The 24,823-nt window shown below is 41.2% G+C and carries 34 protein-coding genes; 28 read left to right on the top strand and 6 right to left on the bottom strand.

Translation table 11 applies throughout. From position 1 onward, the window contains the following. The 3 genes from AABE15_RS03070 to AABE15_RS03060 all read left to right on the top strand — a co-directional run. A partial coding sequence (locus AABE15_RS03070) for a hypothetical protein (RefSeq protein WP_338329815.1) occupies nucleotides 1-406 on the top strand: 406 nt, incomplete at its 5' end. Then, on the top strand, nucleotides 403-1,239 hold the full coding sequence (locus AABE15_RS03065) for a hypothetical protein (RefSeq protein ID WP_338329814.1): 837 nt from the start codon (nucleotides 403-405) through the stop codon (nucleotides 1,237-1,239). The genes AABE15_RS03070 and AABE15_RS03065, both read left to right, overlap by 4 nt. 60 nt (nucleotides 1,240-1,299) lie before the next feature. Next, complete coding sequence (locus tag AABE15_RS03060; RefSeq protein WP_338329813.1) at nucleotides 1,300-1,821, top strand: hypothetical protein; 522 nt, start codon at nucleotides 1,300-1,302, stop codon at nucleotides 1,819-1,821. 199 nt (nucleotides 1,822-2,020) lie between these two features. Here AABE15_RS03060 and AABE15_RS03055 read toward each other — a convergent pair whose 3' ends face one another. Both AABE15_RS03055 and AABE15_RS03050 read right to left on the bottom strand, forming a co-directional pair. Continuing rightward, the gene (locus AABE15_RS03055; protein ID WP_338329812.1) at nucleotides 2,021-2,368 is read right to left on the bottom strand and encodes a hypothetical protein; all 348 of its coding nucleotides are present in this window, start codon (nucleotides 2,366-2,368) and stop codon (nucleotides 2,021-2,023) included. Between the two features lie 87 nt (nucleotides 2,369-2,455). Next, a complete protein-coding gene (locus tag AABE15_RS03050; RefSeq protein ID WP_338329811.1) occupies nucleotides 2,456-3,169 on the bottom strand; it encodes a hypothetical protein in 714 nt (237 codons plus the stop codon). Nucleotides 3,170-3,672: 503 nt separating this feature from the next. On the opposite strand from AABE15_RS03050, the gene AABE15_RS03045 reads away from it, so the two are divergent. The 17 genes from AABE15_RS03045 to AABE15_RS02965 all read left to right on the top strand — a co-directional run bounded on the left by AABE15_RS03045 (nucleotide 3,673) and on the right by AABE15_RS02965 (nucleotide 14,871). Beyond that, nucleotides 3,673-3,894, top strand: coding sequence for a hypothetical protein (locus AABE15_RS03045; protein ID WP_338329668.1), 222 nt, complete (start codon nucleotides 3,673-3,675; stop codon nucleotides 3,892-3,894). Nucleotides 3,895-3,964: 70 nt separating this feature from the next. Then, nucleotides 3,965-4,480 (top strand): lysozyme, encoded by a 516-nt coding sequence (locus tag AABE15_RS03040; protein WP_338329810.1) that lies wholly within the window; start codon nucleotides 3,965-3,967, stop codon nucleotides 4,478-4,480. A gap of 73 nt (nucleotides 4,481-4,553) precedes the next feature. After that, entirely contained in the window at nucleotides 4,554-5,024 is a 471-nt protein-coding gene (locus tag AABE15_RS03035) for a lysis system i-spanin subunit Rz (protein ID WP_338329809.1), read from the top strand. Nucleotides 5,025-5,085: 61 nt separating this feature from the next. Further along, nucleotides 5,086-5,403, top strand: a complete 318-nt coding sequence (locus AABE15_RS03030; protein ID WP_338329808.1) for a hypothetical protein — start codon at nucleotides 5,086-5,088, stop codon at nucleotides 5,401-5,403. A 29-nt stretch (nucleotides 5,404-5,432) separates the two neighbouring features. Continuing rightward, nucleotides 5,433-6,047, top strand: coding sequence for a terminase large subunit domain-containing protein (locus AABE15_RS03025; RefSeq protein ID WP_338329807.1), 615 nt, complete (start codon nucleotides 5,433-5,435; stop codon nucleotides 6,045-6,047). Between the two features lie 44 nt (nucleotides 6,048-6,091). Beyond that, nucleotides 6,092-6,871 carry a phage terminase large subunit gene (terL, locus tag AABE15_RS03020; protein ID WP_338329806.1) on the top strand — a complete coding sequence of 260 codons (780 nt, stop codon included), beginning with the start codon at nucleotides 6,092-6,094 and terminating at the stop codon, nucleotides 6,869-6,871. Beyond that, nucleotides 6,871-8,361 (top strand): DUF1073 domain-containing protein, encoded by a 1,491-nt coding sequence (locus AABE15_RS03015; RefSeq protein WP_338329805.1) that lies wholly within the window; start codon nucleotides 6,871-6,873, stop codon nucleotides 8,359-8,361. The genes terL and AABE15_RS03015 overlap by 1 nt, the downstream gene beginning before the upstream one ends. Before the next feature lie 35 nt (nucleotides 8,362-8,396). Beyond that, on the top strand, nucleotides 8,397-9,212 hold the full coding sequence (locus AABE15_RS03010; RefSeq protein ID WP_338329804.1) for a phage minor head protein: 816 nt from the start codon (nucleotides 8,397-8,399) through the stop codon (nucleotides 9,210-9,212). A gap of 9 nt (nucleotides 9,213-9,221) precedes the next feature. After that, nucleotides 9,222-10,601 carry a DUF2213 domain-containing protein gene (locus tag AABE15_RS03005; RefSeq protein ID WP_338329803.1) on the top strand — a complete coding sequence of 460 codons (1,380 nt, stop codon included), beginning with the start codon at nucleotides 9,222-9,224 and terminating at the stop codon, nucleotides 10,599-10,601. Nucleotides 10,602-10,603: 2 nt separating this feature from the next. Then, entirely contained in the window at nucleotides 10,604-11,122 is a 519-nt protein-coding gene (locus AABE15_RS03000) for a hypothetical protein (RefSeq protein ID WP_338329802.1), read from the top strand. A gap of 4 nt (nucleotides 11,123-11,126) precedes the next feature. Next, nucleotides 11,127-12,167, top strand: coding sequence for a major capsid family protein (locus AABE15_RS02995; protein ID WP_338329801.1), 1,041 nt, complete (start codon nucleotides 11,127-11,129; stop codon nucleotides 12,165-12,167). Between the two features lie 20 nt (nucleotides 12,168-12,187). Then, the gene (locus AABE15_RS02990; RefSeq protein WP_338329800.1) at nucleotides 12,188-12,526 is read left to right on the top strand and encodes a hypothetical protein; all 339 of its coding nucleotides are present in this window, start codon (nucleotides 12,188-12,190) and stop codon (nucleotides 12,524-12,526) included. A 12-nt stretch (nucleotides 12,527-12,538) separates the two neighbouring features. Further along, entirely contained in the window at nucleotides 12,539-12,964 is a 426-nt protein-coding gene (locus AABE15_RS02985) for a DUF4054 domain-containing protein (RefSeq protein ID WP_338329799.1), read from the top strand. Nucleotides 12,965-12,984: 20 nt separating this feature from the next. After that, on the top strand, nucleotides 12,985-13,428 hold the full coding sequence (locus tag AABE15_RS02980; protein WP_338329798.1) for a hypothetical protein: 444 nt from the start codon (nucleotides 12,985-12,987) through the stop codon (nucleotides 13,426-13,428). Next, a complete protein-coding gene (locus tag AABE15_RS02975) occupies nucleotides 13,429-13,896 on the top strand; it encodes a hypothetical protein (protein WP_338329797.1) in 468 nt (155 codons plus the stop codon). Between the two features lie 62 nt (nucleotides 13,897-13,958). After that, entirely contained in the window at nucleotides 13,959-14,318 is a 360-nt protein-coding gene (locus AABE15_RS02970) for a phage collar protein (RefSeq protein ID WP_338329796.1), read from the top strand. Then, entirely contained in the window at nucleotides 14,299-14,871 is a 573-nt protein-coding gene (locus AABE15_RS02965) for an LIC_12616 family protein (RefSeq protein WP_338329795.1), read from the top strand. Before AABE15_RS02970 ends, AABE15_RS02965 begins: the two co-directional genes overlap by 20 nt. A 3-nt stretch (nucleotides 14,872-14,874) precedes the next feature. Here AABE15_RS02965 and AABE15_RS02960 read toward each other — a convergent pair whose 3' ends face one another. After that, entirely contained in the window at nucleotides 14,875-15,192 is a 318-nt protein-coding gene (locus tag AABE15_RS02960; RefSeq protein WP_338329794.1) for a type II toxin-antitoxin system YafQ family toxin, read from the bottom strand. Next, entirely contained in the window at nucleotides 15,158-15,445 is a 288-nt protein-coding gene (locus AABE15_RS02955) for a type II toxin-antitoxin system RelB/DinJ family antitoxin (RefSeq protein ID WP_338329793.1), read from the bottom strand. Before AABE15_RS02955 ends, AABE15_RS02960 begins: the two co-directional genes overlap by 35 nt. 117 nt (nucleotides 15,446-15,562) lie before the next feature. On the opposite strand from AABE15_RS02955, the gene AABE15_RS02950 reads away from it, so the two are divergent. The 8 genes from AABE15_RS02950 (at nucleotide 15,563) to AABE15_RS02915 (ending at nucleotide 23,201) form a co-directional block, all read left to right on the top strand. After that, a complete protein-coding gene (locus AABE15_RS02950) occupies nucleotides 15,563-17,041 on the top strand; it encodes a DUF3383 family protein (RefSeq protein ID WP_338329792.1) in 1,479 nt (492 codons plus the stop codon). A gap of 1 nt (nucleotide 17,042) precedes the next feature. Further along, entirely contained in the window at nucleotides 17,043-17,561 is a 519-nt protein-coding gene (locus AABE15_RS02945; protein WP_338329791.1) for a phage tail fiber protein, read from the top strand. Between the two features lie 2 nt (nucleotides 17,562-17,563). After that, on the top strand, nucleotides 17,564-18,127 hold the full coding sequence (locus tag AABE15_RS02940; protein ID WP_338329790.1) for a hypothetical protein: 564 nt from the start codon (nucleotides 17,564-17,566) through the stop codon (nucleotides 18,125-18,127). A 192-nt stretch (nucleotides 18,128-18,319) separates the two neighbouring features. After that, a complete protein-coding gene (locus AABE15_RS02935; protein WP_338329789.1) occupies nucleotides 18,320-20,623 on the top strand; it encodes a transglycosylase SLT domain-containing protein in 2,304 nt (767 codons plus the stop codon). Between the two features lie 4 nt (nucleotides 20,624-20,627). Continuing rightward, on the top strand, nucleotides 20,628-21,350 hold the full coding sequence (locus tag AABE15_RS02930) for a phage baseplate protein (RefSeq protein WP_338329788.1): 723 nt from the start codon (nucleotides 20,628-20,630) through the stop codon (nucleotides 21,348-21,350). A gap of 2 nt (nucleotides 21,351-21,352) precedes the next feature. Beyond that, the gene (locus AABE15_RS02925; RefSeq protein ID WP_338329787.1) at nucleotides 21,353-21,667 is read left to right on the top strand and encodes a phage baseplate plug protein; all 315 of its coding nucleotides are present in this window, start codon (nucleotides 21,353-21,355) and stop codon (nucleotides 21,665-21,667) included. Beyond that, nucleotides 21,664-22,638, top strand: a complete 975-nt coding sequence (locus AABE15_RS02920; RefSeq protein WP_338329786.1) for a baseplate hub protein — start codon at nucleotides 21,664-21,666, stop codon at nucleotides 22,636-22,638. The genes AABE15_RS02925 and AABE15_RS02920 overlap by 4 nt, the downstream gene beginning before the upstream one ends. After that, the gene (locus tag AABE15_RS02915) at nucleotides 22,635-23,201 is read left to right on the top strand and encodes a Gp138 family membrane-puncturing spike protein (RefSeq protein ID WP_338329785.1); all 567 of its coding nucleotides are present in this window, start codon (nucleotides 22,635-22,637) and stop codon (nucleotides 23,199-23,201) included. Before AABE15_RS02920 ends, AABE15_RS02915 begins: the two co-directional genes overlap by 4 nt. Before the next feature lie 3 nt (nucleotides 23,202-23,204). Here AABE15_RS02915 and AABE15_RS02910 read toward each other — a convergent pair whose 3' ends face one another. Continuing rightward, nucleotides 23,205-24,083 (bottom strand): hypothetical protein, encoded by an 879-nt coding sequence (locus tag AABE15_RS02910; protein ID WP_338329784.1) that lies wholly within the window; start codon nucleotides 24,081-24,083, stop codon nucleotides 23,205-23,207. Between the two features lie 71 nt (nucleotides 24,084-24,154). Then, nucleotides 24,155-24,823, bottom strand: a 669-nt coding sequence (locus AABE15_RS02905; RefSeq protein WP_338329783.1) for a hypothetical protein, incomplete at its 5' end; no start/stop codon positions are given.

Genomic DNA, 24,823 nt, shown 5'->3' with positions numbered 1-24,823 from the left:
AGATATAGAACTAGAAAGTAAGAAGGATTCCCCCCAAACCCCCCAACCGTTAAATTTACCCAAAGTGGTCCCGATTAACGAAACGACTAAGCTTTTCACTAAAAGCGTTCAGGTGCTTCAAGAGCGAATACGTTCCTCGGAATTGGAATGCCATAAAATCGTAGGGAGATGGTTTAAGCAATCGGGGCAAGACGCTCCACTGGTGGCTGAGGCAATTCAAGCGGGCTTGCATGGCAACAATCCGGTGGCTTACATTTCGGCCATTCTCAAAAACAGAATTGAACAACGCAATAACCCGCAACCCTTTCATTATTTTTCAAAACCAGCGCAATCCAAACCAGAACGGTCCAGCAAATACGCGTGGATGATTGAAGAACAAGAGCAGCGATGGGGGAGCGTGCAATGAGTGAACTTACCCCTTTACCGAGCCAACGTGCACGTGTGCTCGAGCTTCCTCAGTGGGTTATAGCGTCCTACGATGCAACTAAACCAAGCCGCTATGTCCGTGAGGGAATGAGCGATTTGGTAATTGCCTTGCCTCCTCCTCGTTTAAATCAAGACTTGCAAAACGAGGCTAAACAACGTTTAAACGCATTAGAGGCGTTATCGCGTGTTCCTGTTACGATGCAACAGATCCATGACCTCTTTTCGTTTGTAAACGGATTGGTAGCTAATCCTTTGGGAAAAGATGATTTTCGCTTTAAGGTAAAAGCCATTTACAGCCTTTTTTCAACTTATTCTGGATGTATTTTCAATCAAGACACGGCACAAAAACTTGCGACAGCAACTAAATTTTTTCCTTCGGCGCATGAAATTGCAAATGTTCTCAATGCTGCAAAAACCGAGTTGGAAGCAAAAATAACGCTCCTTAAATCTGTTGTTGGCCAAGCCTACCGCAATCCAGAAAAAGCAGCGCAAAAACGCCAAGAAACCTTAGAACAGCGATTGAAAGTCCAAGAGGAACAGGAATACCAACATAAACTGGCCAAGCTTAAAAATCGTTTTAAGTTTATCGATGATTTAACTAGAGAAATAGAGCAGGCCGTCGAAAATTACGTTCCGGATAATCGCGTCAATATGGATTTCAATCAATTGATTGCACACCTTACCAAGAAAATGAATGCCCTTGGTGATCCAACCATTAAGAAAATATTCACAGAAAAAATAGAAGCCCTCCGTTCCGCTCAACGTCAACTCGAGCAATTAAAGAGGGTAGGAATAGTGCCTGTCGCTGTATGAGCTTTTTTTAGAGACGCTTTCGATTCACTCAACATTATCAATACCGTTCGCAGAGCAGGCATGGCTAAAAAAAATAAAGTAAAACAATCCACTCCCTTACTGATCCGACAAGCAGGGGTACAGCAACGCTGGAAACGAGGGGAGCTGGAACTTGAGGAAGCGATTGATCCCGACCATCCGCACCATAAAACCAACCGATTACGCCGTAAATGCGCTTATGACGAGATGTATGGGCGTGGGATGATCACTATTGAACAACGCAACTATGCCGAACGTTATGCCATTCTCTGTGAAAAAGCCTTAGGGGCAACCCAAGACTTATACGCCAAGATAAGTTTACTCAGCGTCTCCCGCAATCGCTGGGAACCCACCCAAGCACAGCATGAGGCGTATGAGAAGCTGTTTGTGATTTGGAATGGGGTAGGGAAATACCATATAGATATTTTAAATAAAATCATATTCGGAAATATGAATATTAATAAAATAGCTCAGCAACAAAAAATACTTTATCATTACGCTTTCGGTCAGATCATCTCTAGTTTCATTTTGTTGGAACAGGTATTCGAAGAAAAAAGTATTTGACTATTTTTAAAAAACTTGCTACTATTTTGTCATACTAAAATAATTGTGTTTAGTATATTACTTCCATAAAGGGAAGACTAAATCCAATAAAAACGCACCTATTAATGGTGCGCTTTTTATTTAAAGCTAATAAAAATGTAAAAATATGAGAGATAAAGTAACTTTATTTACAAAATCTGATAATTATTTACCATGAAAATCAATTTTGCACTAATTGAAGTTTTTCTACCCACGTTATTCCACCTGAATCTGTATGGTAACAAAAATTAATCGGAATATGGGATAAAAAGGCAGTTATTTCTAAAGGCTGGATATAACCATTTTTATTAGCATCGTCCAATCCATTGTAAAAAGTATAGTCTGGTTTATATTCTGTTGTAATATAAAATTTATTTGTTTCGGGGCTATATCCTGCACTTGTAACATGTGTCTTAGAAACTAAAGTATCACCAGGTGTACAATTAAAAGCTGCATAACTTGCAGTATTGAATGAAGCAAAAGATAGTAAAAGTCCTGTTAATGCAAGTGCATATTTTGTTTTAAACATGTTAAACTCCTAATTAAATTATTTGTGAACTAGAAAAGATAGTGGTTAAAGTTTTTGATCGTGAAAATAACTGATTACAAAGAGTTACTACTGGGGAGACGTGTGATTACTTTGAAACAGGGATACAATCGAGGGTAAGCACCAAGCTCCAGTTTCGTCGTTTGACTCAAATTCAGCACTATCGTTAGTATTTGTGGCGAATAAGATCGGTCTCATTACGTATGGGTATTGGTCGCTTAACGTAAAAGGATTTTCATTTGTGCCTGTATTAGCATTTACATAGCGTGAATTAGAAGAGCTTCCCAGATTCTCTAGTTCACCAGTTGATGCATTTAATCGGTAGGTTGTGACCGACTCAATGTGATCAGCTGGAATGCCATTGTAAGCTATGTATTCATTCTCCCTTAATAAAGTATTAATGAGTAAAGGATCAACCCTCGTGTTCCATCTCTGTGCTAAATGATTCATTGTTCTTAGTGCAGAGTAGAAGTTCTCATCAGCTCTTATTTGATACACATAATAGACTTGGCCAGGTTGAATTCTTTGCCTCATGAACGTATAAGCAAAACTGGACTGGGTGGTGGTAGATATAAACGCTGAATTTCTAGAGCCGGTAGAAGTTGAATATCCACGAATGTGTAATGCAACGTTAATATTGTTTCCCCAAGTTTGAAAGCCTCTGTTAAAAGTTACGCCAGGACCTTGATCATCGGCTCGATAGACATATTTTTGCGAGGCAGCCTGGGACGGACCTAAACTGAGCAAAAATATGGAAAAGCAAATCGTTACAAATTTGAACATAATTGATTGCCTAAAATAATGGGTGGTATTTTGTTTCCCAATTGCTATTATACGGTAGTATTCATACTTAATAAACATTGGTGATTATTAATGAATAATTAACATTTAATATGATTTTATATTATTTATTGAGTTATTATTACTTATATGAACTATAGCGAATCGACAGAATCGTTCATTTTACTAAACATTGGTCTGCTTAATAAACTTGTAAACAGGGTCTCTAAAATCAAAAGTTGTTTTGATCTTGAAGTTTATTTTAAAACCTCTTATAATGAAAATCAGAGAAGTTGGGGGTTTCCCCCCAACCCTCCTAGTGGCTAAAAGGAATATGGATCGAAATCTTAATTCCTTTCCCAGATACTGAAAGTTCGAATTTCATTATCTGAGTTAACCACCAGAGAAAAAGAATAATGTCCATTCTTTTTTCTCCATATAAAGTGCAATTTCCTCGGAAATTTGCACTTTTTTTTATGCGAAAAATCAGAAAACTGTAAAAAGCAATGCACAAGAATTACACGACCCATAGCACCTGGCTTGGTGGAGTTTTTACGTTTTTGGTAGGGGCATGGGATCACTTTTCACCTGATGATCTCTCCAAAATTGCGATGGTGAGTGGTATTGTTTTTACAATGATCAGTATTTATTACATGCGTAAAGAGCATAAGCTTAAAGAAAAAATTGATGCGCTGTTAATTGCTAAACTTAAAGACGATCCATCATAATTTGAAGCTTTTCATAGTATATTGTTAAACGTGAACCACCCTCTTGGGTGGTTTTTTTATGAGCTAGACCATGGCGTATAAGAGAAAGCTAGGGGTTGCAGGTGGGGCGTGTGCGATCATGACACTCATTCCCCTGGTGCTGCATATTGGTGGCATTCGGACCAATCAGGCAGGTTTGGAACTGATAGGCGATGCCGAAGGGTGTAGACGTGATTCGTATCATTGTCCGGCGGGGTTGTTAACGGATGGTGTGGGCAACACCACTAACGTGCGGGTTGGCGAACATAAGACCGACACTCAAATTGCCAACGATTGGAATAGAAACGTTCGAGACGCTGAATGGTGTGTCAATCGCTATGGTAATGGCAAGAACCTCAGCACCAATGAGTTCTCTGCTGTGACCTCGATTACCTTTAACGTGGGTTGCTTACGCATTCGCAATTCCACGCTCTACAAAAAACTTAACTCTGCACAACCTTTAGTCGCGTGTGAGGAATTCAATCGTTGGATCTATGTGGGTAAAAAACCCATGGAAGGCCTGATTAAAAGGCGCGCTCAGGAGAAAGCCTTATGCTTGAAAAAATAATCAACGTATTGATTTTTATCAGTGCCGCATGTCTTGTTTTTTGCTTTAGCCTTTACCTAGTTATGTTATTTATATGTGTACTCAAATAAAGCTCTGTTTATATGCAGGCCTTGTTGTTTTCATAGGGGCTCTTTTCGCGTGGGGGAGCTGGCAATACGCTCATAACAGGCTATTGACAAACGAATTGCACGTTGCCCAGAACAATTACAATAGCCTTACCCAGCAATTTCAACAGATGATAAAACAACGTAATCAATTACAAGAACTTGATACCAATCATACGAAGGCTCTTTTCGATGCGCGAACTCATCTTAATCGTCTTAGCGCTCAGCTGGCTGATCATCAGCAGCGGTTGCTCGTCCACAACGCCGTCATATCCTCAAAGTTGTCCAAAACCCCAGGCTCCCGCGGCGTGGGCGATGCAGCCCCCTGCGGACTTAACCGCACAGGTGAGCAAGATTATCTCACCCTCCTCAAAATGATTGTAAAGCAAAGGCAGCAGATTTTGTATCTGCAGGATTATGCCAAAGCTGTCAGTCGGTGAGAGCTGTTTTGAAAATTAATCAAAAAAATCAAAATTAATCAAACAATCAAAATGCAGTGTTATGAACCAACGAGGAGGAAGACGATCAGGAGCTGGGAGAAAAAAAGGATCTTCAAGTAAAATTAAACTTGAACATGTCGCCGATAGTTTCAAAAGTGAAGCGTTTAAAACACCGTTAGAGGTGATGACTATTGTAATGAATGAATGTCTTCACCAAAAAAAATACAAGTTGGCCATTGAAGCCGCTAAAGGGGCTGCACCTTACATGCACGCGAGGTTAAGCGATGTGAAAGTAGATGCCAGTGTACACCATATAAAACATGTTGAAGAAATGACCGATGAAGAGCTGGATGTGTTTATTGGAGATGCTGATCGTTGAGATAAACCCTTTGTCGAATTAATAGTTTAATGAGTTTAAAACAGCGGGCTATCCAAGCTGCGCAAAAAGAGCGGCTTGCTCGGAAGAATGCGCGCGAACATTTAATGGATTTTACTCTTTATACAAAATCCGATTATCAAGTCGGAGCTCATCAGCGTCTATTATGTGACAAGCTTGAAGCGATTGAACGGAGGGAACTTACACGCTTGATGGTCTTTATGCCGCCACGTCATGGGAAAAGCGAGCTCGTCCCCACGCGTTTTCCAGCGTGGTATATCGGGCGTAATCCTAAAAAACAGATTATTCTTTCGTCGTATTCCGCAAAGCTTTCCGACCGCTTTGGGCGGGATATAAGAAATATCTTGCTCGAAAAAAAATTTACCAATGTGTTTAAAGGAGTACAGCTTTCGAGGGATAGCCAGGCAAAAAATCTCTGGAGGACAACCCAGGGCGGTGTTTTCCTTGCTGCAGGCGCAGGAGGATCCATTACGGGTTATGGTGCTGACCTTGCTATTATTGATGACCCCGTAAAAGACCGGCAAGATGCGGAAAGCGAAGTGATACGGGAAAGCACGTGGGATTGGTATAAATCGGTTCTAAGAACACGGCTCATGCCAGGTGGGGCTATTATTCTGGTTTTTTAACTCGTTGGCACGTGGATGATCTGGCGGGGCGGTTAATTACGGAAATGCACAACGGTACCGGCGAAGCATGGGATGTTTTGCATTTACCTGCTATAGCCACGGAAAAGGATGTATTGGGGCGCGATCCAGGGGATGCGCTGTGGCCGCAACAATACGACCTTGCGGCTTTAAAAGCTATTCAAATGTCGGTGGGTGAGCGGGATTTTACAGCGTTGTATCAAGGCACACCCACGCTCTCAAGTGGGTCTATTTTTAAAATCAACACGCTCTCGATTGTTGAGGCTGCTCCAAAAGCAGCACAAGTGGTGAGACGATGGGATTTTGCCGCCACAGAAAAGAAAAGTGGCAAGTCCGATCCAGACTGGACGGTTGGAGTAAAAATGCAACGCAATGTGGATGGAGGGTATACGGTCTTGGATGTTGTGCGTCTACGGGGAAAACCGGATGAGGTGGAAAAGACGGTGCTGGCTATTGCCAGTCAAGATGGTCGTTCCGTTCCGATTACCGTTCCTTTGGATCCTGGACAGGCCGGCGTTGCACAAGCACAGTATTATGCGAGGATCCTATCGGGTTATAAAGTCGATGCAATGCGCGAAAGTGGCGATAAGGTCACCCGTGCCGATCCTTTTGCCTCTCAGGTAAATATGGGCAATGTAGCGTTAGTAAGAGCACCTTGGAACCGAACCTATATTGAAGAATTAGCCGATTTTCCTAATGGTTCCCATGACGATCAGGTCGATGCTTCATCGGGGGCATTTGAGAAAATCGGCATTAAAAAAGGGTTGCCGAAAATGCCGTCCTTGATGGAAATAGTGAGAATATAATGGCAAAGAAAAAGGAGAACCGTAAGGCTGTCTCCGAAAACCTATATACAAAGGCTCTTTCCAGAGAAGGATTGCCTTCGAGCGAAACCTTAGGGAAAAGAGACTTATTCAGAGCGTATGAAGCGCCTGAAGGGGTAAAAGGCAAAGGAGCAGAAAATGCAACGGTAAACGACAGTTTTGTAGGAAGTGGCAGGTTCGGAAACTTTAACCTGACGTCTGATCCTCTGACGACGCTGTTTGAAGAAGGGATTGGCTTTCCAGGGTATCCCTATCTATCGCAATTGTCCTTACGCAACGAGTATCGTTTAATTGTCACCACGCGTGCGCAAGAAATGACTCGGGCAGGGATCACATTTGAGTTCGTGAAAAAAGATAAGGGAGTAAACAACGAAAAATTAGATGTGCTCCAAGCTGAGTTTAATCGTCTTGATGTTCTAAATCTTCTTCGAAAACATTTAGAAACAGACGCGTATTTTGGTCTCTCCCATCTCTATATTGATTTGGAAACGGCACAAAACGATCCGGAAGAAAAATCGGCCCCGTTGTACCTGAGTTCCAAAAAAATTAAAAAAGGAGAGCTCAAAGGGTTTCGATTGATCAATCCCAATTGGGTGACGCCGGTGGCGTATAATGCCCAAGATCCCTTAAGCGATGATTTCTATAAACCTTCCCTCTGGTGGGTATTGGGACAACAAATTCATCAATCGCGTTTGTTAACGTTGGTCACCCAACCGGTACCCGACCTGTTAAAACCCGCTTATAATTTTGGTGGCGTTCCTTTTGCTTTTTCTTGTAAGCCTTATATAGACAATTGGCTACGCACACGCCAATCGGTCTCTGATTTGATTAAGTCTTTTTCCGCTATGGTGTTAAAAACGGATCTTACGCAATTGTTAAGTCCAGGGTGTGAAGAGCTGACCAAAAGAGCGGAGTTGATGGCTGCTTATCGCGACAACCGAAGTTTGCAAGTTATTGACAAAGAGAGCGAAGATTTAATCAATGTGTGTGCACCTTTGGGTGGGTTGGACAGGTTGCAAGCGCAGGCTCAAGAGCATTTAGCGTCGGTATCAGGCATTCCATTGGTAAAACTGTTAGGAATAACCCCTTCGGGTTTAAATGCCTCCTCAGATGGGGAAATGCGAGCCTTTTACGATCGTATCTCGGCTATGCAGGAAAGCGATTTGCGTCCTGTATTGCAAACGGTTTTGAATGTCATTCAGCTTTCTACGTTTGGAGAAATCGACAAAAATATTAGATTTAGTTTCAATCCGTTATGGCAGCTCGATGATCTTCAACAAGCGGATGTTGATTTAAAAATCGTGCAATCTATTGATATTATGACGCAATCTGGCGCGCTTTCCACAAGAGAAGCCAAAGAGATTTATAAAAATCTGGGTTTATCGAGTATGGACGGCGTGGCCTTAAACGATGATGTGTTGGAACGCGAGGGTCGAGAAACGTCTCTTAAAGAGATGAGCGATTATGCATAATGGGTCGCAGAAAGAAATACCTTGAAGGACCAAAGGTGCGAGGAAATCTCTCGCTCTTATTGGCTTATGGTCAGGTGTTGGAGCGCTTTATCACAGCGATTCAACATGATATTGAAAAAGAAGTGTTGCCTATCTATCAGCAGATCCATAGAGGGTGTGTTCAGGATGGATTGTTTAGCAATATTCTGGTTGTTTTACGGGACCTAATAGAAAAATATGCTCATCCTGAAAAGATAACGGAAGCAACAAAAAATTTTGCGGAACAAAATAGTGATTACGTATTTAAGACGTATGAGCAATTTAAAAAACGCAACAGTTTAAGAATTGATTGGCAGCCGTCAGTTAAAACGAGAGAGCGGTTGGATGAAGCGATTTCCCAGAATGTGGATTTGATTAAAACAATCCCGAAAAAATACCTTGAAGATGTAAAAAAAGAGTTTTCTAAGGCTACCGCTAAAGGATGGGATATGCAGCAGATCCATACGGCTTTGACCGAACGGCATGGGGTAACCCAGCGAAGAGCGTTTAACATGGCGGTGGATCAACAAAATAAGGTGATTAACGCGGTATCCAATCAGGTTAATAAAGACGCGGGGATAGTGTGGGTAAAATGGATTCATCGGGCTGGGGTTAAAAAACCTAGGCATTCGCATGTAATGGCCGATGGTACAATATTTGACGTCCGTAAAGGATGTTTCATTGATGAAGAATGGATCATGCCCGGCCAAAAGATTAACTGCCACTGTTTTTCGGTGGCTGTGATTCCTATTGAAGCACAAAGAAGATCCGCAGCGCTTGTTTCGGATGCGCATCCGTTCAAAGCAAAACCATTTTTTTGTAGAGCAGTATAGAAAAATTAAATGAAATTAAAAAACAGGGTACTGGTGTTTGATGCGCAATCCATGCGTTTCGAAGACTGGAACGGGCATTTGCGCGTTGAGCATACCAATCTGACCAAAGCCAATATTTGCGAATATTATGGCGCTGAAATCAGTAACTACCAAAAATATGGATTAAAACCTGACAAAAAATATAGGTTTTATCGTTCTCCTGACGAGCTAAATCAAGCTTTACCCTCCTTTAAAGAACGTCCGATTTTATACGTTCATAAAGCGGCCGATGCCGACCATTTGGATAATTCCAAAGTGATTGGCACGACAGGATCCGATCCGCAGTTTAATCCCCCCTATGTGCAATGTTCCATCACGATCTGGGATGGGGATTATATCCAAGCCATCAAAGACAATCGTCAAAAAGAGCTTTCCGCTTCGTATGCGTTTGTCCCGCAGATGACCCCGGGTAACGTGAACGGCGAACCTTACGATGGCGTTATGACGCGCATTCATGTGGATCATATTGCCTTGGTGCAGGAGGGCAGAGCGGGTTCTGATGTCAGGGTTGCCGATGAAAAATTTAAACCAACTTTTAAAGGAAAAAAAATGCCAAGACTTAATACAATAGGCAAGCGAGTCTTTACGGATTTGGTTGTTCTAATTAATCGTGGGCGCGCCAACGATAGCAACGCCAAGGATATCGCGGATGTGATTGGCAAAGCAACCAAAACACGAAAATCAATGTTTCCACAAGTGGTTTCTAGCCTTTTGATGGGTTACTCCATAGCCAACGACGAAGAGATTAAGAAAATTGAGGAAACGGTTAACAAAGCGATGGATGAAGAATGCCGAGCTAAAGACGATGACGATCCCGTAGATACGTTAGAAGCCAAGGACGAAGAAGAGAAGGATAAGAAAACAGCGACAGAGGATGAAGAGGAGGAAGAAAATAAAAAAAAGAAGCAAGATGAAGCGTCCACAAAAGACGAGGATCCTGAGCAAGACAAGGATAAAAATAAAGCTGGGGCGAATGATAGGAAACCCAACATAAACCCTTCAATGCCTTCACAGCAAGCACAGGTTTTTGATGCCGCAGCCATAGAGAAAACCATTAAAAGCCGTGTTATGGAAGATATGCGTAAAACCAGCGAAGCGAGGGAGCTCGTTAAACCCTTAGTGGGAGAATGGGCAAGTGTAGGCGATAGCGGCGAGTATATCCTTTCCAGTGCATTAGAACAGGTTATGGGAGTGAAAATCCCTCCCAACACCCCCTATGAGACGTTGCAGCTTATGGCCAAACGAGAAATTCAACACCAAGCGCAAAACACGACCAAAGCCAATGATTCGGTGGCGTGTAGTGCAAAGGATTTACAACGTTTTAACGCAACCCGATTAAGGAGTATTTAAAAATGACTGATTTTCAACAAAAAATAAATTTAAACCCTGCACGAGGCTGGCACGGTGATTTTTCTAGCACTAACCCTCGTACGACCGTAGTGGATACCAGGGCAATAGGGGGAGGTGACGTTGCCATGGCCGGTGCACAAGGCGTGTTAACGGGGTCTTTTGTGTGGTTTGATAAAACCACGCGAACGTATAATAACACCGGGACAGGTAGCCCCATTGGCTTTGTAGGGCGTGAAATCATAGGCACCAATTACGGTAGAGATTTATGTTCCCGTTTGTTGCCTGCTGGCACCATGTTAACGGTGTATCAAAGTGCAGGATTTATTGTAAATGTTCCAGACGCGGCTACTCCCGAATATGGGGATAGCGTATACGCGTCGACGAAAACAGGCGAAATTGTGGACAAAAGTGACGTTGACTCGGTTCAAACATCTTATCGCTATGAACAGGCCAAAGGGGACGATGGTATGGCGGCCATAAGCGTATTTAACTTTATTGATACTTCAACCAAAGGAGCTTAAAAACATGGCGATTGAGATAAAATCTTGGGCGCAGGACAAAGCACTCCTGGAAACCCAGTTTGGTATTTATTTGCCTCATGCCAAGGAATATACGAGTGCCCGTGTAGGAGACAGTGCTTCTACGGCTATTACTGGATCCAATAGCGCTATTCCCTCCCTTTTTACAACCTATATTGAGCCGCAATTGATTGAAATATTGATTGCCCCTTTAAAAGCGGCTCAGATTTACGGAGAAGGCAGAAAAGGCGATTGGTTACACGATACGATAATGTTTACCGTTGTGGAAGCCGGAGGGGACGTGGGGCCGTATGGCGACTATCAAAACGAAGGGATCGCTAAAGTAAATACTAACTTTCCTCAACGTCAGCAATTTTTAGTGCAAACGTTTGCGCAATGGGGGGATCGCGAAATTGGGCGCGCGCAGTTGGCTAATATTAATATACCGGCTCGCAAGCAGGTAGCCGCCGCCTTGACGTTAAATCACTGGCAAAATCAGAGCTACTTCTTTGGTGTGGCGAATATTCAAAATTACGGCGCGCTGAATGATCCAAATCTGCTACCCGCTATTCAGCCGGACACGAAAGTCGCAGGGGGAACAACGTGGGCAAAAGCCACGGCTATGGAAATTTACGAAGATATTCAAAAGCTATACCAAACCCTTCAAGCGCAGACGCAAGGAGTAATTAATTTAGATAATGCGGTGGATATGGATAGTCCTTTAAAACTCGTAGTATCCAACAACGTTCAGGCCCATTTTTTAAAAACAAACCAATATGGGATTGGGGTGTTAGATTTACTAAAAAAGAATTTTCCTAACCTGGTGCAAATAAGTGCTCCCCAACTGTCCACTTCCGGAGGAGAATTGGTGCAACTGTTTGTAGAGCAGTATCAGGGCATCAATACCTTTACCTGTGCGTTTTCTGAAAAATTACGCAGCCATGGCGTAGTAAGGGAAGCGTCTTCCTACAAAGAAAAATTTACTCAGGGATCGTGGGGAACCATTCTTTTACGTCCCGTGTTGGTTGCTCAAATGTTGGGGGTCTAACCATGTCCGATGACGTTATTGTGAGCTGCAAATTGTTGCACGGACTTTACATTGAAGTAAATAAAAAGCGAATTTTACTCAAGGGGATTCAGCAAAGTGGGCGCTCCGTAGCGCCTTTTTTTATGCCCCCCTCACATATAGTTGGGTTAACCAAAGTGCCAAGGGAATTTTGGGAAGCCTGGATCAAGGACCATCGGGAGTTTGCTCCTGTAAAAAAAGGCTTGATCTTCGCATCCGAAAAAAAACAAGACGCGGTGGATGAAGCCAAAGAGAAGGCTAGGGTTAAGCATGGTTTGGAGAGAATTGATCCCGATAAGCTGCCTAAAGAGGTGAAAGCTGTAAAGGCAGGAGAAGCTTAAGAAAGGGTTGTGATGTCGACAGAAACCGAGTGTGATTTTGTGTATTCAGAATGGATATCGCTTTATCCAGAGTTTAAACAAACCGTTACGCTAGAGCAGGCCAACAACTACGCCACTTTGGCTGCGTCTTTTTTTAATCCTACTCGCAATAGCGTGGTGTGTTGTCCGAAAGAAAGAAAAACGCTTTTTTACCTTCTGGTGGCGCATTACGCCGCTTTAAGCCTAAAAAGGCGTCAGGGAACGCAGCTAAGTGGGATGATTAATAACGTCAGCGAAGGATCCATATCCATTTCGAGTGACACCAGCGGATTGTCAAAGGTCGATCCGTGGTTAGCCCAAACAGGGTATGGCGTCGATTTTTGGGCACTTACTAAAAAATACCGCAGTGCGTTTTACATTCGTCCCATTCCGGATCCCAGATTAAGAATTTCTCCTTAACCGAAAAGAGTATATGTTCCATGTGCAAAATGAAAGGATCCTCCAATCATGAAGACGAAACCCAAACCAACGCAGGTAAATCCTTATCTGAATCCAAAGAGCTCATTACCACCGATCAAAGTAACCTATCAAGAGGTTCTGCAGACGTTGCAGAATTGGACCGAAAACGAGGAAATGGAACTTCAAGAGGAGTTTCATCAGAACCTACACCATGCGATCCGAGCTTATCTGTAGAAATGGGTGAGGTGGTCATTGGGTGTAAATATCCAGGGGGTATTCGTATCCAGTTACCTGGGGAACGTGCGTTCATCTTGCGAGGTTATGATGCGATGTTGGAACCGAGGGGTATAAAAATAGGCTACACAAAACTTAAAAAATCTATATGGGAAAAAATGGCTGGGCATGAGCGTTATAAAGCGTTTATTGCGCAGGGAACCATTTTTCTTAGTCCAAATGGGCATTAAATGGGCATTAAACTGAGTGGGATAAAATTGAGCGAGGCTATCTTGCGTCAATGCCCTCAATTAAAAAACAGCTATGCGATTAAGGTTGGAGTAGCCGATGGCTCAACCTATCCCAATGGCCAATCCGTGGCGCAAGTGGCAGAGTGGAACGAATATGGTAACTCACGCATTCCCGCACGTCCTTTTATGGCACCAACCCTTTTTAAACATGCGGAGCATTGGCCGGCTCAATTTGCATGGATCCTCAAGCAATCCAATTTTAAAGTAGACGAGGCGGTTGAAGCGCTGGCCAATACGATCGTCGGGCAAGTAAAAATGGAAATTAACGAGGTATGGGAGCCTCCTTTGGCCGCTTCAACGCTCGCAGCAAGAGTGCGCAAAAGCCCTTCAGGAGAAGCTACAAACAAGCCTTTGATTGATACGGGGTTAATGTTCAATTCAATTACGTATCAGGTTGAAAAAAAATAATGCAGCTTCATCATATGGTCAGAGGAATAATCAACCAGGTTAACCCGAATGTTATCGGACTGGTGTTAAGATCAAAAGGCTATAAGATTGGACCCGACGCCAAACAAACGCCCGATTATTATCCTGCACAAGAAATCGAATTACAAGTGCAGTCGGCAGATGGATACGATCTAAAGCAGGAGGAGTTTGTTAATATCCAAGGGGAACGCAAGGTTGTTTTTGCTGCCGGTCAGTTATATGGGCAAGATGCCAAACGAGGCTTGGGTGGCGATTTGCTAGAGTTTTACGGCAGGGTATGGAAGGTGGTTAAGCGGATTGAGAGTTGGGAGCAATCGGGATGGTGTAAGGTTCTCGTTGTAGCCCAGTTGGATACGGTAATGGATACAACCGATAGGATCCTCGATGATGACCCGAGAGAATAAAGGAGGGATAGTAAAGGCGACGTTTACGCCTCTTTCCGAGCGGGTATATCCCACTTCAACCAGTGAAATGGGTATTTATGAAGCAATGGTTCGCTTTTTTAAAAACCGTTTTCCCGAAATAGAAGTGATAAGGGGACAAAGCAATCGGGTGGCTTTGCCTAAAAATCCTTTTGTTTTGCTTCAGATGATCGGGAAAAAGTGCCTTTCCACCATTGAAAGTCGGTATGATCCTGTAAAAAAAATCATGCGTGAATGCTACGAAGTTATGATGCGTGTTGATTTTTGGGGAACTGAGGCTTGCAAAGCGTGTGATCTGTCAACGCAGTTTTCCACCTTATGGAACGACGACAGCACCTATGATCTATTCAGGTCATTTAACGCTCCCCTCTATCCTCTTTACACGGATAACGATCGCATGATGACCTTAATTACAGGGGAAGAGCAATATTCAGATCGATACAGTCGAGATGTGTATTTAGAATATCACCCAGAGGTCGCGCTCCAGCAAGAAAGTGCTATCGAGCTTGAGCTTACGATGATTACTTCTGGATAATGTTCATTCAAATAATTGAGCATGAGTACCTAGCCGAATAAAAGCTAAGGAGTGTTGTTCGACATCGATCTCATAGATAAGTAATAAATCATTTAATAAATGACATTCCCGACACCCTTTCCATTCTCCTATTAACGCATGATCGCGATAGTGTGGATCCATCGTGGTTTCATTTAAGAGATAGTCCAAAATATGGTTTAAAATTTGTTCAATTTTATCCAGATCGTATCGGCCTGATCGTTCTAAGCGTTTGTAATCTTTGGCAAACTGTCTTGAAGTCGTAAAATTAATCGTTGGTGTTTCTGAGGGCTCGTAAATCATTTAAAATGCCTGCTTTGCTTTTTAAGCTGGAATGACCTGTGCGAATACGTTCTCGAGCCTCTTTAATGGCTTTAACTGTTGTAGCATTAGGGGTTTTAATCTGAAACGGAATGGCTTGTTCGTCAATAAGACGAATGAGGGCTATTCGAATATAATCCGATGTTGTTATCCCCATACTTTTTAAAGTTTTTTCAGCTTGCTCTTTAATATCCTGATCAATTCTAGCCCTGACATAGGTTTCTTGTAAATGCATGGTACCTTCCTTTCATCTCTTCCTAAAGTGTAGTCGCATTGTAGTCTTATGTCAAGCACCCCCCACTCGTAAAGAGTGGTTTTTTTATATCTCGTTGAAGCTAAGGAAAAAGAAAGAATGTCCATTCCTTTAAGTACAATTATAACCATTAATCCCGGTGTTATAGACGTTGGGAATAATGGGAACACCCTTTTTGGTCTAATGTTGACCAATAAGGGAATTTTACCCGCTAACCAAACCAGTAGTTTTACCAGTGCCGATCAGGTTGGAACGATTTTCGGCTTTGATTCCACTGAATACGATTTGGCCAAGGTCTATTTTGCTGGGTTTACCAATTCGGATCGGGTTGCCACGCAATTGTATATGGCGCCCTATTATGAAACAGATAGTGCGGCTAGTCTCATAGGGGGATCGCTGGCTGCCGTAACGTTGGATCAGTTGCAAACTTTTTCAGGTGATTTGCAAATCACCGTCGATGGCAAGCAAATCAATATACAAGCAATTGATCTAAGTGGTGCCAAAAGTATGAGCGATGCGGCAACACTTCTTTCCACTGCCGCGTCCTTGAACGTTGTCTTTTCTGCCAGCACGTCTTCAATGGTTATTACGTCGCCAACTACGGGGAGTGGATCGTCTGTCAGTTTTGCAAGCGGAGTATTGGCCACCGATTTACGGTTAACGCAAAGTGAAAGTGCTATTCAATCGCCTGCGGTGAGCAATCCAACCCCGGAAAGTCTATTAAATGCGTTGCGTCAAAAAAACCTCGCCTTTTGCTCTGTTTTTTTAAGCTGGGAACTTGAAGAAGATAAAAAAATGGAGTTTGCAAAATGGGCAAACGGGATGCGCGACGATGTATGCGTTATTTTATCCGACAGCTCTAACGCCGCAACTACGCCTCAGAGTGGCACCTCTTTTGCAGAAAAGGTAAGTGCGGCAGGGTATGAAAGTGTGGTGTCTGTGTATAACCATTTGGAACTCTGTGCCTTTATTGCAGGCTATCCCGCCGCTTGGGATTTGGATAGTAGCGATGGTCGCTTTACCGCAGCCTTTCGCCGAAGTTCCCTTCTAACAGCCAATGTTGACAGCAAAGACCAAGCGCTGGCTCTAAAAACAAATGGCTATAATTTTTATGGCACATGGGCATCGGCCACGAATGATTTTACTTTTATGTATGAAGGTCGCATTTCAGGCCAGTATTTATGGCTGGACAGTTGGTTCTGTCAGATCTGGATGCGTCGTCAGTTTCAATTGTATTTCGTGCGCACCCTGTTGGCTAAGGGACAAATTCCCTACAACACCGATGGAAAAGGGATTATCACCACGGCGATTAAACCCGCTATTGAGCAATTTATGAAGTTTGGTGCCATTCGCACAGGGATTAGTCTATCCGATATGCAAACGCAGACCTTAAAACAAGCGGGATTAAATCAGTCGCAGATTAGCAATATTACCACGACGGGGTATTACCTCAAGGTGGACATGGACCAAGTCACACCGCAAACACGAGTGAAGCGTGGCTCTCCTCCCATTAACTTTTGGTATACCGATGGGCAATCCGTCCAAACCATCACCATGAACAGCATAGAGATCCAGTAACATGTCCGCAAACAAAACCATTACCGCGGTTAACACCAAATTAACCCTTATTGCCTCTAACCCTTGGGTCAATTCAACCGCAGCCGACGCGGTGGGATTAGGTTCCACCGTTACAAGCTTGGTTTCTCCATTGGTGGGTGTCCCCCTTAGCTTAGAAGGGATGACCTCAGAAAACCCTTTTACCTTTGGCAATCAAACCATGGTGGAAACCGCTACGTCTATGGAGGGGATTTTATACGGCGGCTATTTGGCCTCAGCAAATATAGTTGAGCTGACCATCACCTTCCTTGCTGCTTCTGATTCACTAGCAACCTTGCAAGCCTTGGCCAAAGTCATGCAGGTGCAACGCGAAACCATGAAGTTTAGCGGCACGATGATTATTCCCTCGCAAGGCAAGACGTTTAATTTGAACAATGGCTATTGGCTGGAATGGCAAGCCATTCCCACACATGGACGTATTCTCCAGCCCGTGCCATGTAAATTTCGCTTTGAATCCGTCGATGAAACCATAGGAGCATAAACATGGCCCGCAGAAACGTGGATATTAAGATAGAAGAAAAAGGTCGCGATCAGGGCAAGCTGTTTAAAATTACCGAAATGTCCGCCCTTGATACTGAAGCTTGGGCATCTCGGGCAATTAATGCGATATTGAGAAATGTAAGTGTTGAACATTATCAATCCCTTTTTCCTTTGATTTACTCCTATGTCAGTGGAGTAAATAATTTTTCAGAGATTGAAGAAAAGGAACAGCTTTCAGAATTAACCAAAACTCTAGAAAATGGGCAAACGGTGTTTGATAAACCGTTAGAGGCGTTAGCCTTGTATTTTGCCAACTCTTTTTTTACGTTACCTTATGATGATTTAATACAGGTTGGTGATCCTTTATTAAATTGTTGTTCCATATATTTAAACCCAGGGCAAAGCGATCTTACGGATCCTATTAAAAATAATATCAATCAGTATATCGAAGAAACATCCACGTTATATATTTTAAAGCGCGAGGTTTTTAAATTACATACTGATTTTTTTATCAAAGCAACCCTCCCGTTTTTAAAAGCAGCACAACAGGCGCACAAACAGGAATAAGAAAAAATATTTTCAGTCATTATCCGAATATTCCTCAAACCATAGGGCAGCTTGTTACCGCGAATTTAGCCACCTTTAAGGACTTGCAGACATTTTTTGGAGCGCAGGATTTATATGCCCTTTTGGAACTACTGACCGTCAATATTTACAACGATAACGTTTTACAAAGCGAAGCGGAAAGATTATCACACCATGCCGGAAATTGATGCTAACGGTCCCCATGTAGAATTTACTCTAGATACGGATAACGTAAAAACAGATTTATATAATCTGGATAAATATTTTGAAAACTTAATGAACAATTGGACATACGGTCTATTAGAGTTTCAGCAACTGTTTCAAAAAGTTACCCAGGAAATGGGGGATGGTTTCGGAGAGATTTTACGAGGGCATTCTTCTTTTAAATCTGATTTAAAAGCCGAGGGCCATACGCATTTCAGTAAAGAAGAAAAGATTTCTTTTGAAAGAACACAGGAAGATTACAAAACCAGGCAGTTGGAATACGAACGTTTGCGCCTGGATCAAGGGCGAAAACAGATTGAACAGACCAAAGAATTAAAATTGGCCGTTAAGGATATTGGAACAGCCGTTGCTCGTGTTGTAATGGGGGGTATGGGCATTGCTGCAATGTTTGATTTTGCGCATCAAACAAATCGGCTTGAAATGTTCTTGAAATCCAATAATATTAATCCTGTACAGGGGATGTTGTGGAAAAATATTTTAAATCAAAAAGGCATTGAAGATACAGAAGTGTGGCAGACCTTAAGTTCTGTTGCAAAAACAGGAAGAGATTTACAATGGCCGGATCCTAAATTTTGGATAAGTAAACAGGGACATGCCTATAGCGTTTTATCTACTTTCGATCCTTACTTAACAGCGGTTCGAGACTCAAAAGGTAACCTTATTACGCCAGAGCAGCGGCTTTTAATGTTGAAGAATGCTGCAGAAAAGTTAGGCAAGGATCAATCGCATTTATATACCGATGAAATAAAAACAGACATTGTTACAAACGCTTTAGGCTCCAATGGTAATGGCGATAGGAATATTGCTACCCTGTTTTTGAAGGGAGATATTTCGGATAAAGTTTTTCAAAAAAAATCTCCTGAATATAAAAAGTCTCTAGAAATGGTTGCCCAGTTTCCAAAATTAAAAAAAGCAGACGCTGCCTATCAGGATTTAAAAAACACGTTCTCTATGAATATGGCTAAAGCTATTGCCAATATCACTCCAGTTGCTGTTGAATTTATGAAAACCCTTGACGGCTTTTTATCAAAACAAGGTGAACTGGTTGCAACTGCTGCTGCGCTTCTTACAATTTCAACGGCTTTTCGAGGCATATTTAAAACTTTAGCCTTTTTTTTAGGGGGCCCTAAACTTTTTTCAACGTTTTTAGAAACAGTCGGATTGCGAGTATTAGGACCGCCTGCAATCGCTTTGGCTTTAGGGGGTGACACTAACGAAACCCCAGAGCAAAAAGAGGCAAAGATAAAAACATTTAAAAAATACCAAGCACAAGCCAAAGCCAAGGCAGAGCGTGCGTTAAAGGTAAATGCGGGAAAAGTTAGAGAAATCGAACAAGCAACCGGAGGCTCGCTTCAATTTAGTCCCCTAGAAGATAGGCTCGTCCTTGTAGATAAAAACGGTAATTATATTTTATACGTAAACGATTTAAACGTGAGTGCTGATAAAATCATACAAAAAGCAAAAGCAGCACAAGCTCCATCAATGTGGAACCCTTTAAATTGGTTTCTTCCTTCAGCGCACGCAGAGACCGTAACGTATAGCCCTGAAATATACCGTAGAAATAAAAAAGATGTTCAATGGAACATGGGTGTGGGTGCGAGCATGAAGGAAAAGCAAAAATATCTTGAAACCTTGGAGGATCAATATGACCTACCCCGCGGGTCGTTGGATGCTCAGTGGCTGCAAGAATCAAGTCGCGGACGACATATGTTATCCAAAGCATCTGCGCAAGGAGACTTTGGATTTATGGCTGCTACCGCAAAGGAGTATGGGGTAAATGCCCACGATTTTTATTCCTCTGCTCAAGGGGCTGCTCGATACATGAGTGATTTGAAAAAGAAATATCATGGCAACATGGATAAAGCGCGGGCTGCTTATAATGGAGGACCAGGTAGAATTGATAAAATAATCAGTATGCACGGTAACAATTGGGTTCATTATTTGCCCCAAGAGACAAAAGGATACGTAGAAAATGTAGCAAAAAACGTCAAGATTTATCAAAGGAAACAGGCAATGGCAAACGCTATTCCTTTTCAACAGATGTACACCCAATATAGAACCAATCAAATTATGAATCAAAACCGGTATACAGAAGGAGATCAAACCAACAATGTGACTATAAATGTTGCCAATAGTGACCCTCACCTCATAGGCAAAGTGGTTAAACAGAATTTAAACGAATTAAATCGTAAAAAAGCAGCATTGGATTTTCCTAAAATGAATCAAATGGGCGCGATAAGGGGCGGGATTTAATTCAGTGATAAATGTAGGAACGCTTGGCATTTCTTTTTTTCAATCGGCCGGGTGGAAGCTGATTGAAGATTACGTCAATCAGAAAGATAAATATGGTTTATATACAAAAGATGGAAACCCCTTTTACGAAGGCCTAATTGAATACGATAACCATGTTAATTTTCTAAACAACCCGTTGAATAATCCATTTAAAATAAATGGTAAAGATATTAATCCTTTAACAGGTAAGGTTGTATTAGGAAATAAAAACTCGGCTAGAAAAAATCTGGTTGAGGTTGGCGTAGGGAGTGCTACGGCAAATTTTAATTCAGAGGTGACAAATGCGCCCATTGAAAATGGGGGGTTTGTTTCAGTGAACAAAGTTAATACCCCTTCTGAATTTAACGTGAATTACCTGGTTACAGGAACTGAAAAGCAGCGCAAATATATGTTGGACGCTGCGTTGAAAGCTAAAAAATCGAAGCTGCTTTTTTATCTATACTTTGGAGAAGTAGGGGTTATAGCCAAAACCGTAAATGTAACTGGGGTTACGATCAACAGAACCCCTCAATCGGCCCAACTTTTTAATATTTTAATTCAAGTTAAGGAAGTAAGAAACACGGTAAAACGTAGTGATCCTTTAGAAAATGCTACGGCTTATCATGGAAGCTCTCAAAATATAGGAGACGCTCAAACCCAAAAAGCGTCTGGTTTACAAAAACAAATTGCAAAGAAACAGCAAGTATAACAATGAAACTTATAACTATTGCTCCTGTGGATAATCAGAAATTTTCGCTGGATTTAGAAAATGGTAATTACTTTTTTAAACTACGAGATACTGGAGTTACAGGAGTTTTTTTAGATGTGTATCGGTCTACTTCGCCTTTAATTACGGGAATTCTTTGTTTAGATCGGGTTCGTCTCATACGTCTGGCCTACAAACGCTTTCCCGGGGATTTGGTATTTGTTGATCAATACGGTTTTGATAATCCGAATTATCCCTATTTTGGGAGCCGGTTTTTACTTTTCTACATCGACAAAGATGAGGAAAAAGAATTTTTATGAGTGAAACCATTGTTACAGGAACGCGATACGCAAAAACTTATTTTGAAGAAAGAGGGTTAAAATTCAAGTTTATAGGAGGGGTAAACGCCAATAATAAACAGGTGATTTTATCTAACAATAAGGAAAATTCTGTAGAAATAGAAGGCTTGCAAGCGTCTGTTTCTATTGAAATGTATGGGGCCACCATGTTGCCGTTAGCCAATGTGGAAATCTATAACCTGCCTGTAGATTTAGCCAATCAAATATCTACTATGGGACTATACACCGTGGTGGCCGCTCAAAAAGCCAGTCAAATCATTATTTATGGGAAACGCGCAGAAACTAGCAATGGTCAGGGAATATATTCAAAAATATTTCAAGGGAGCATTGTAGTGGCGTATGATGATTATAACGCTACACCGGAAAGAATAACCTATATTCAGTTAACAACCATGGGGGAGTATAGCGGTAGCGTCGCGCCCTCTGTCTCCTTTAAAGGGGAAGTTTCTGCAGAAGAGGCCGTTAGAGCAATTGTGATAAACGACAGGTCGCCGATTTTAAGAGTTCAGAATATGAACGTTAACATCGTTTTTAATAATCCTAATTTTTACGGTGACATTATAACGCAACTTAATCAATGTGCGAAAGCAGGCAATTTTCAATATGCTTTTCGCGGATTACAAACGTTATATATTTACCCAAAAGGAGCGAGCTTAACATTGGATACGCCTATACGATGCAGTCCTTACCATGGTATGATTGGCTATCCTAAATATTCCAGTAACGGCATTATCGTACGCAATGTATTCATTCCAAGTATTGTATATGGACAGGCTGTCGAAATAAGAGATTCACAAATTCAACCTGCCAATGGCGTATGGGAAAACATGGTAACCTTAAAGCATAAGTTATCTTGTCTTATACCAGAGGGCGAATGGGAAACGGAAATTGAGGTTTCAAAGCAAGCGGTAAGAAAGTCCACAGCACTATGAGTTGCACCAAGCAAAATTTTAATCATCATACCAATATTTTACATGCGTTGATTGAGAACCAGCTTAATCAAATTAATACGGCTATGGTGGTAAAAGTTACAAAGGTTAATGCGAGCAAGCGGGTTGTTCATGCCCTTTCCATGGTTCAATTGCTTGACAATCAAGGAAATGCTGAGGATTACGCCCCTTTGTTAAACATTCCTTACGTCCGTTTGCAAGGGGGTGGTCATGGAATTATTTGTGATCCACAAGTAGGGGATATTGGGGTTGTAGTATTTGCTTCTAGGGATATTTCTAGTGTCATAAAAAACAAAAAAAAAGCACCGCCTGCAAGTTGGAGAACCTATTCCATTTCGGACGGAATGTATATTGCGTCTTTGTTATTAAACGATCCTTCCACCTATATTAAAATTGCACAAAATGAAATTAATATCAAAGCCCCTACTGTGACTATTGAGGGCGAACTAAACGTTAAAGGGGACGTTATCGCCGATGGGATTTCTTTAAAAAATCATGTGCACAGCAATGGTAATAAAGGAGAAAATACAGGAAAACCTATTTAAATATTATTTATACCCAATAACTTCAAAAGATGCGATAACGTTATCACCTCCAAATACGTTTGTAAACGTTTGAGGGGTAACTCCTTTAACGATAGCTACTTTATCATTTTGAAAGGGTGAATCGCTGTATATATAAATAAAGTTTGTTGCGCTAACTTGTGGCATAGGAATAATAATTACTTGATGATCTGACATCCATTTAACAGCTTGATAAGGTGTATCTATAGTATAGCATTTCCCATTAACACTGTATGGATTTTGGGAATCGTTACTAATTGTATAAGTATATATACTTCTGGGAATATCGCCGCATGATTGAAGAATATCAGTAGGCCATTGTGCTCTTTCTTCATTTACTGCTTTTTTATTTTCTTCTTGGATATAGTCTAGGACAGCTTTATTGGCTGGGGTTCCGTTTTGTATTTTTTTTATAATTTTGATTACAACTTTTCTATTGATACCTCCATTTTCTTCTTCTTCAGCTGTTTTATTAATAATATCATAATGTGCGTCGATAGCTGCCATTGCTTGTTTAAATTGGGTAGGAGTTGCATCTGCGTGACTAATGAAATAAACAGCTTCTTCACTTGATACACCGTTGGTTTTCCATTTTTGATAATATTCTACTGCTTTTTCTGCTGGTATATTGGCTTCTTTCCAAGGCAAAGCACTGTTTGAATCGTTTCTGTATGGACTCATTCCTGCTTGTTTATAAATATGATATTCATCTAAGGTAAATCCTTGATTTTTCCAAGAAGAATTTGAGGTATTCTCACTTTCATCTTGAGCACCTTGCACTAAAAAAGTATGGTCATAATCCCAATCTTTACAACCAGATAGAAATAGTAAAGCACTATATAAAATAATGTATCTGCTTTTCATAATAATGTTTCCTTAAAAAATCATGTTCATACAAATGGTAATAAAGGAGAAAACATAGGGAAAGCGATTGGTTAAATGGGTCGACATTTCTGATTCAGATATTTCATGAAATCAAAGGTATGAAAAGGCATAAAATAATTTGTATTTTTTTCAGAATCATCAAATCTACTATCCATATATTGTTCGATTCGAATAAATCTTTGTTTTTCAGAAAAAAAGTTGCTGTTGGTTGATAATTGTTTCTGACTTAACGAATGCTTAGAAAAGTAAAGCCAAACAGAAGCAAAGTTATCTTCAGCTACACAAGTATCAATACTATCGTTTGTATTATTCATATTCTTATAACAAGATGAAACTATGTTTATTAAACTTTCAGCTGCTTTTTGACAGTCAATTTTACTGAGAGCGATAAGAGCGTTTTGTAGCGATGTATTAGAAATCTTTGTCTGAGTTGGTTTGCTAAGATGCTTAATTGCTTGATCGTTAAGAAGATTACTTTCATATGTTTTAAATGGTGGAGGAAGCGAAATTTGTTTTTCTTCTACTAATTCAACAAAATTATTAAATAGGTTAGATAATCCTTCTAATGATACAAATATTTTTTGATTGTTAATCATAAAATCAATTTGTTTTACTGATGTGAAGTTTTCTACAAAAGCTTTAGTTGCCTGTTCTGTTATTTTAGAATGATATACATCTAAGCCTTTAATTAGTGAAAGTTGAATTGTAAAATCGTTAGC

It is taken from the genome of Commensalibacter sp. Nvir (genome assembly GCF_963921845.1).
GTDB lineage: Bacteria > Pseudomonadota > Alphaproteobacteria > Acetobacterales > Acetobacteraceae > Commensalibacter.
The sequence above is the reverse complement of the archived record's forward strand: the minus strand, read 5'-3'. Positions and strand labels throughout refer to the sequence as shown.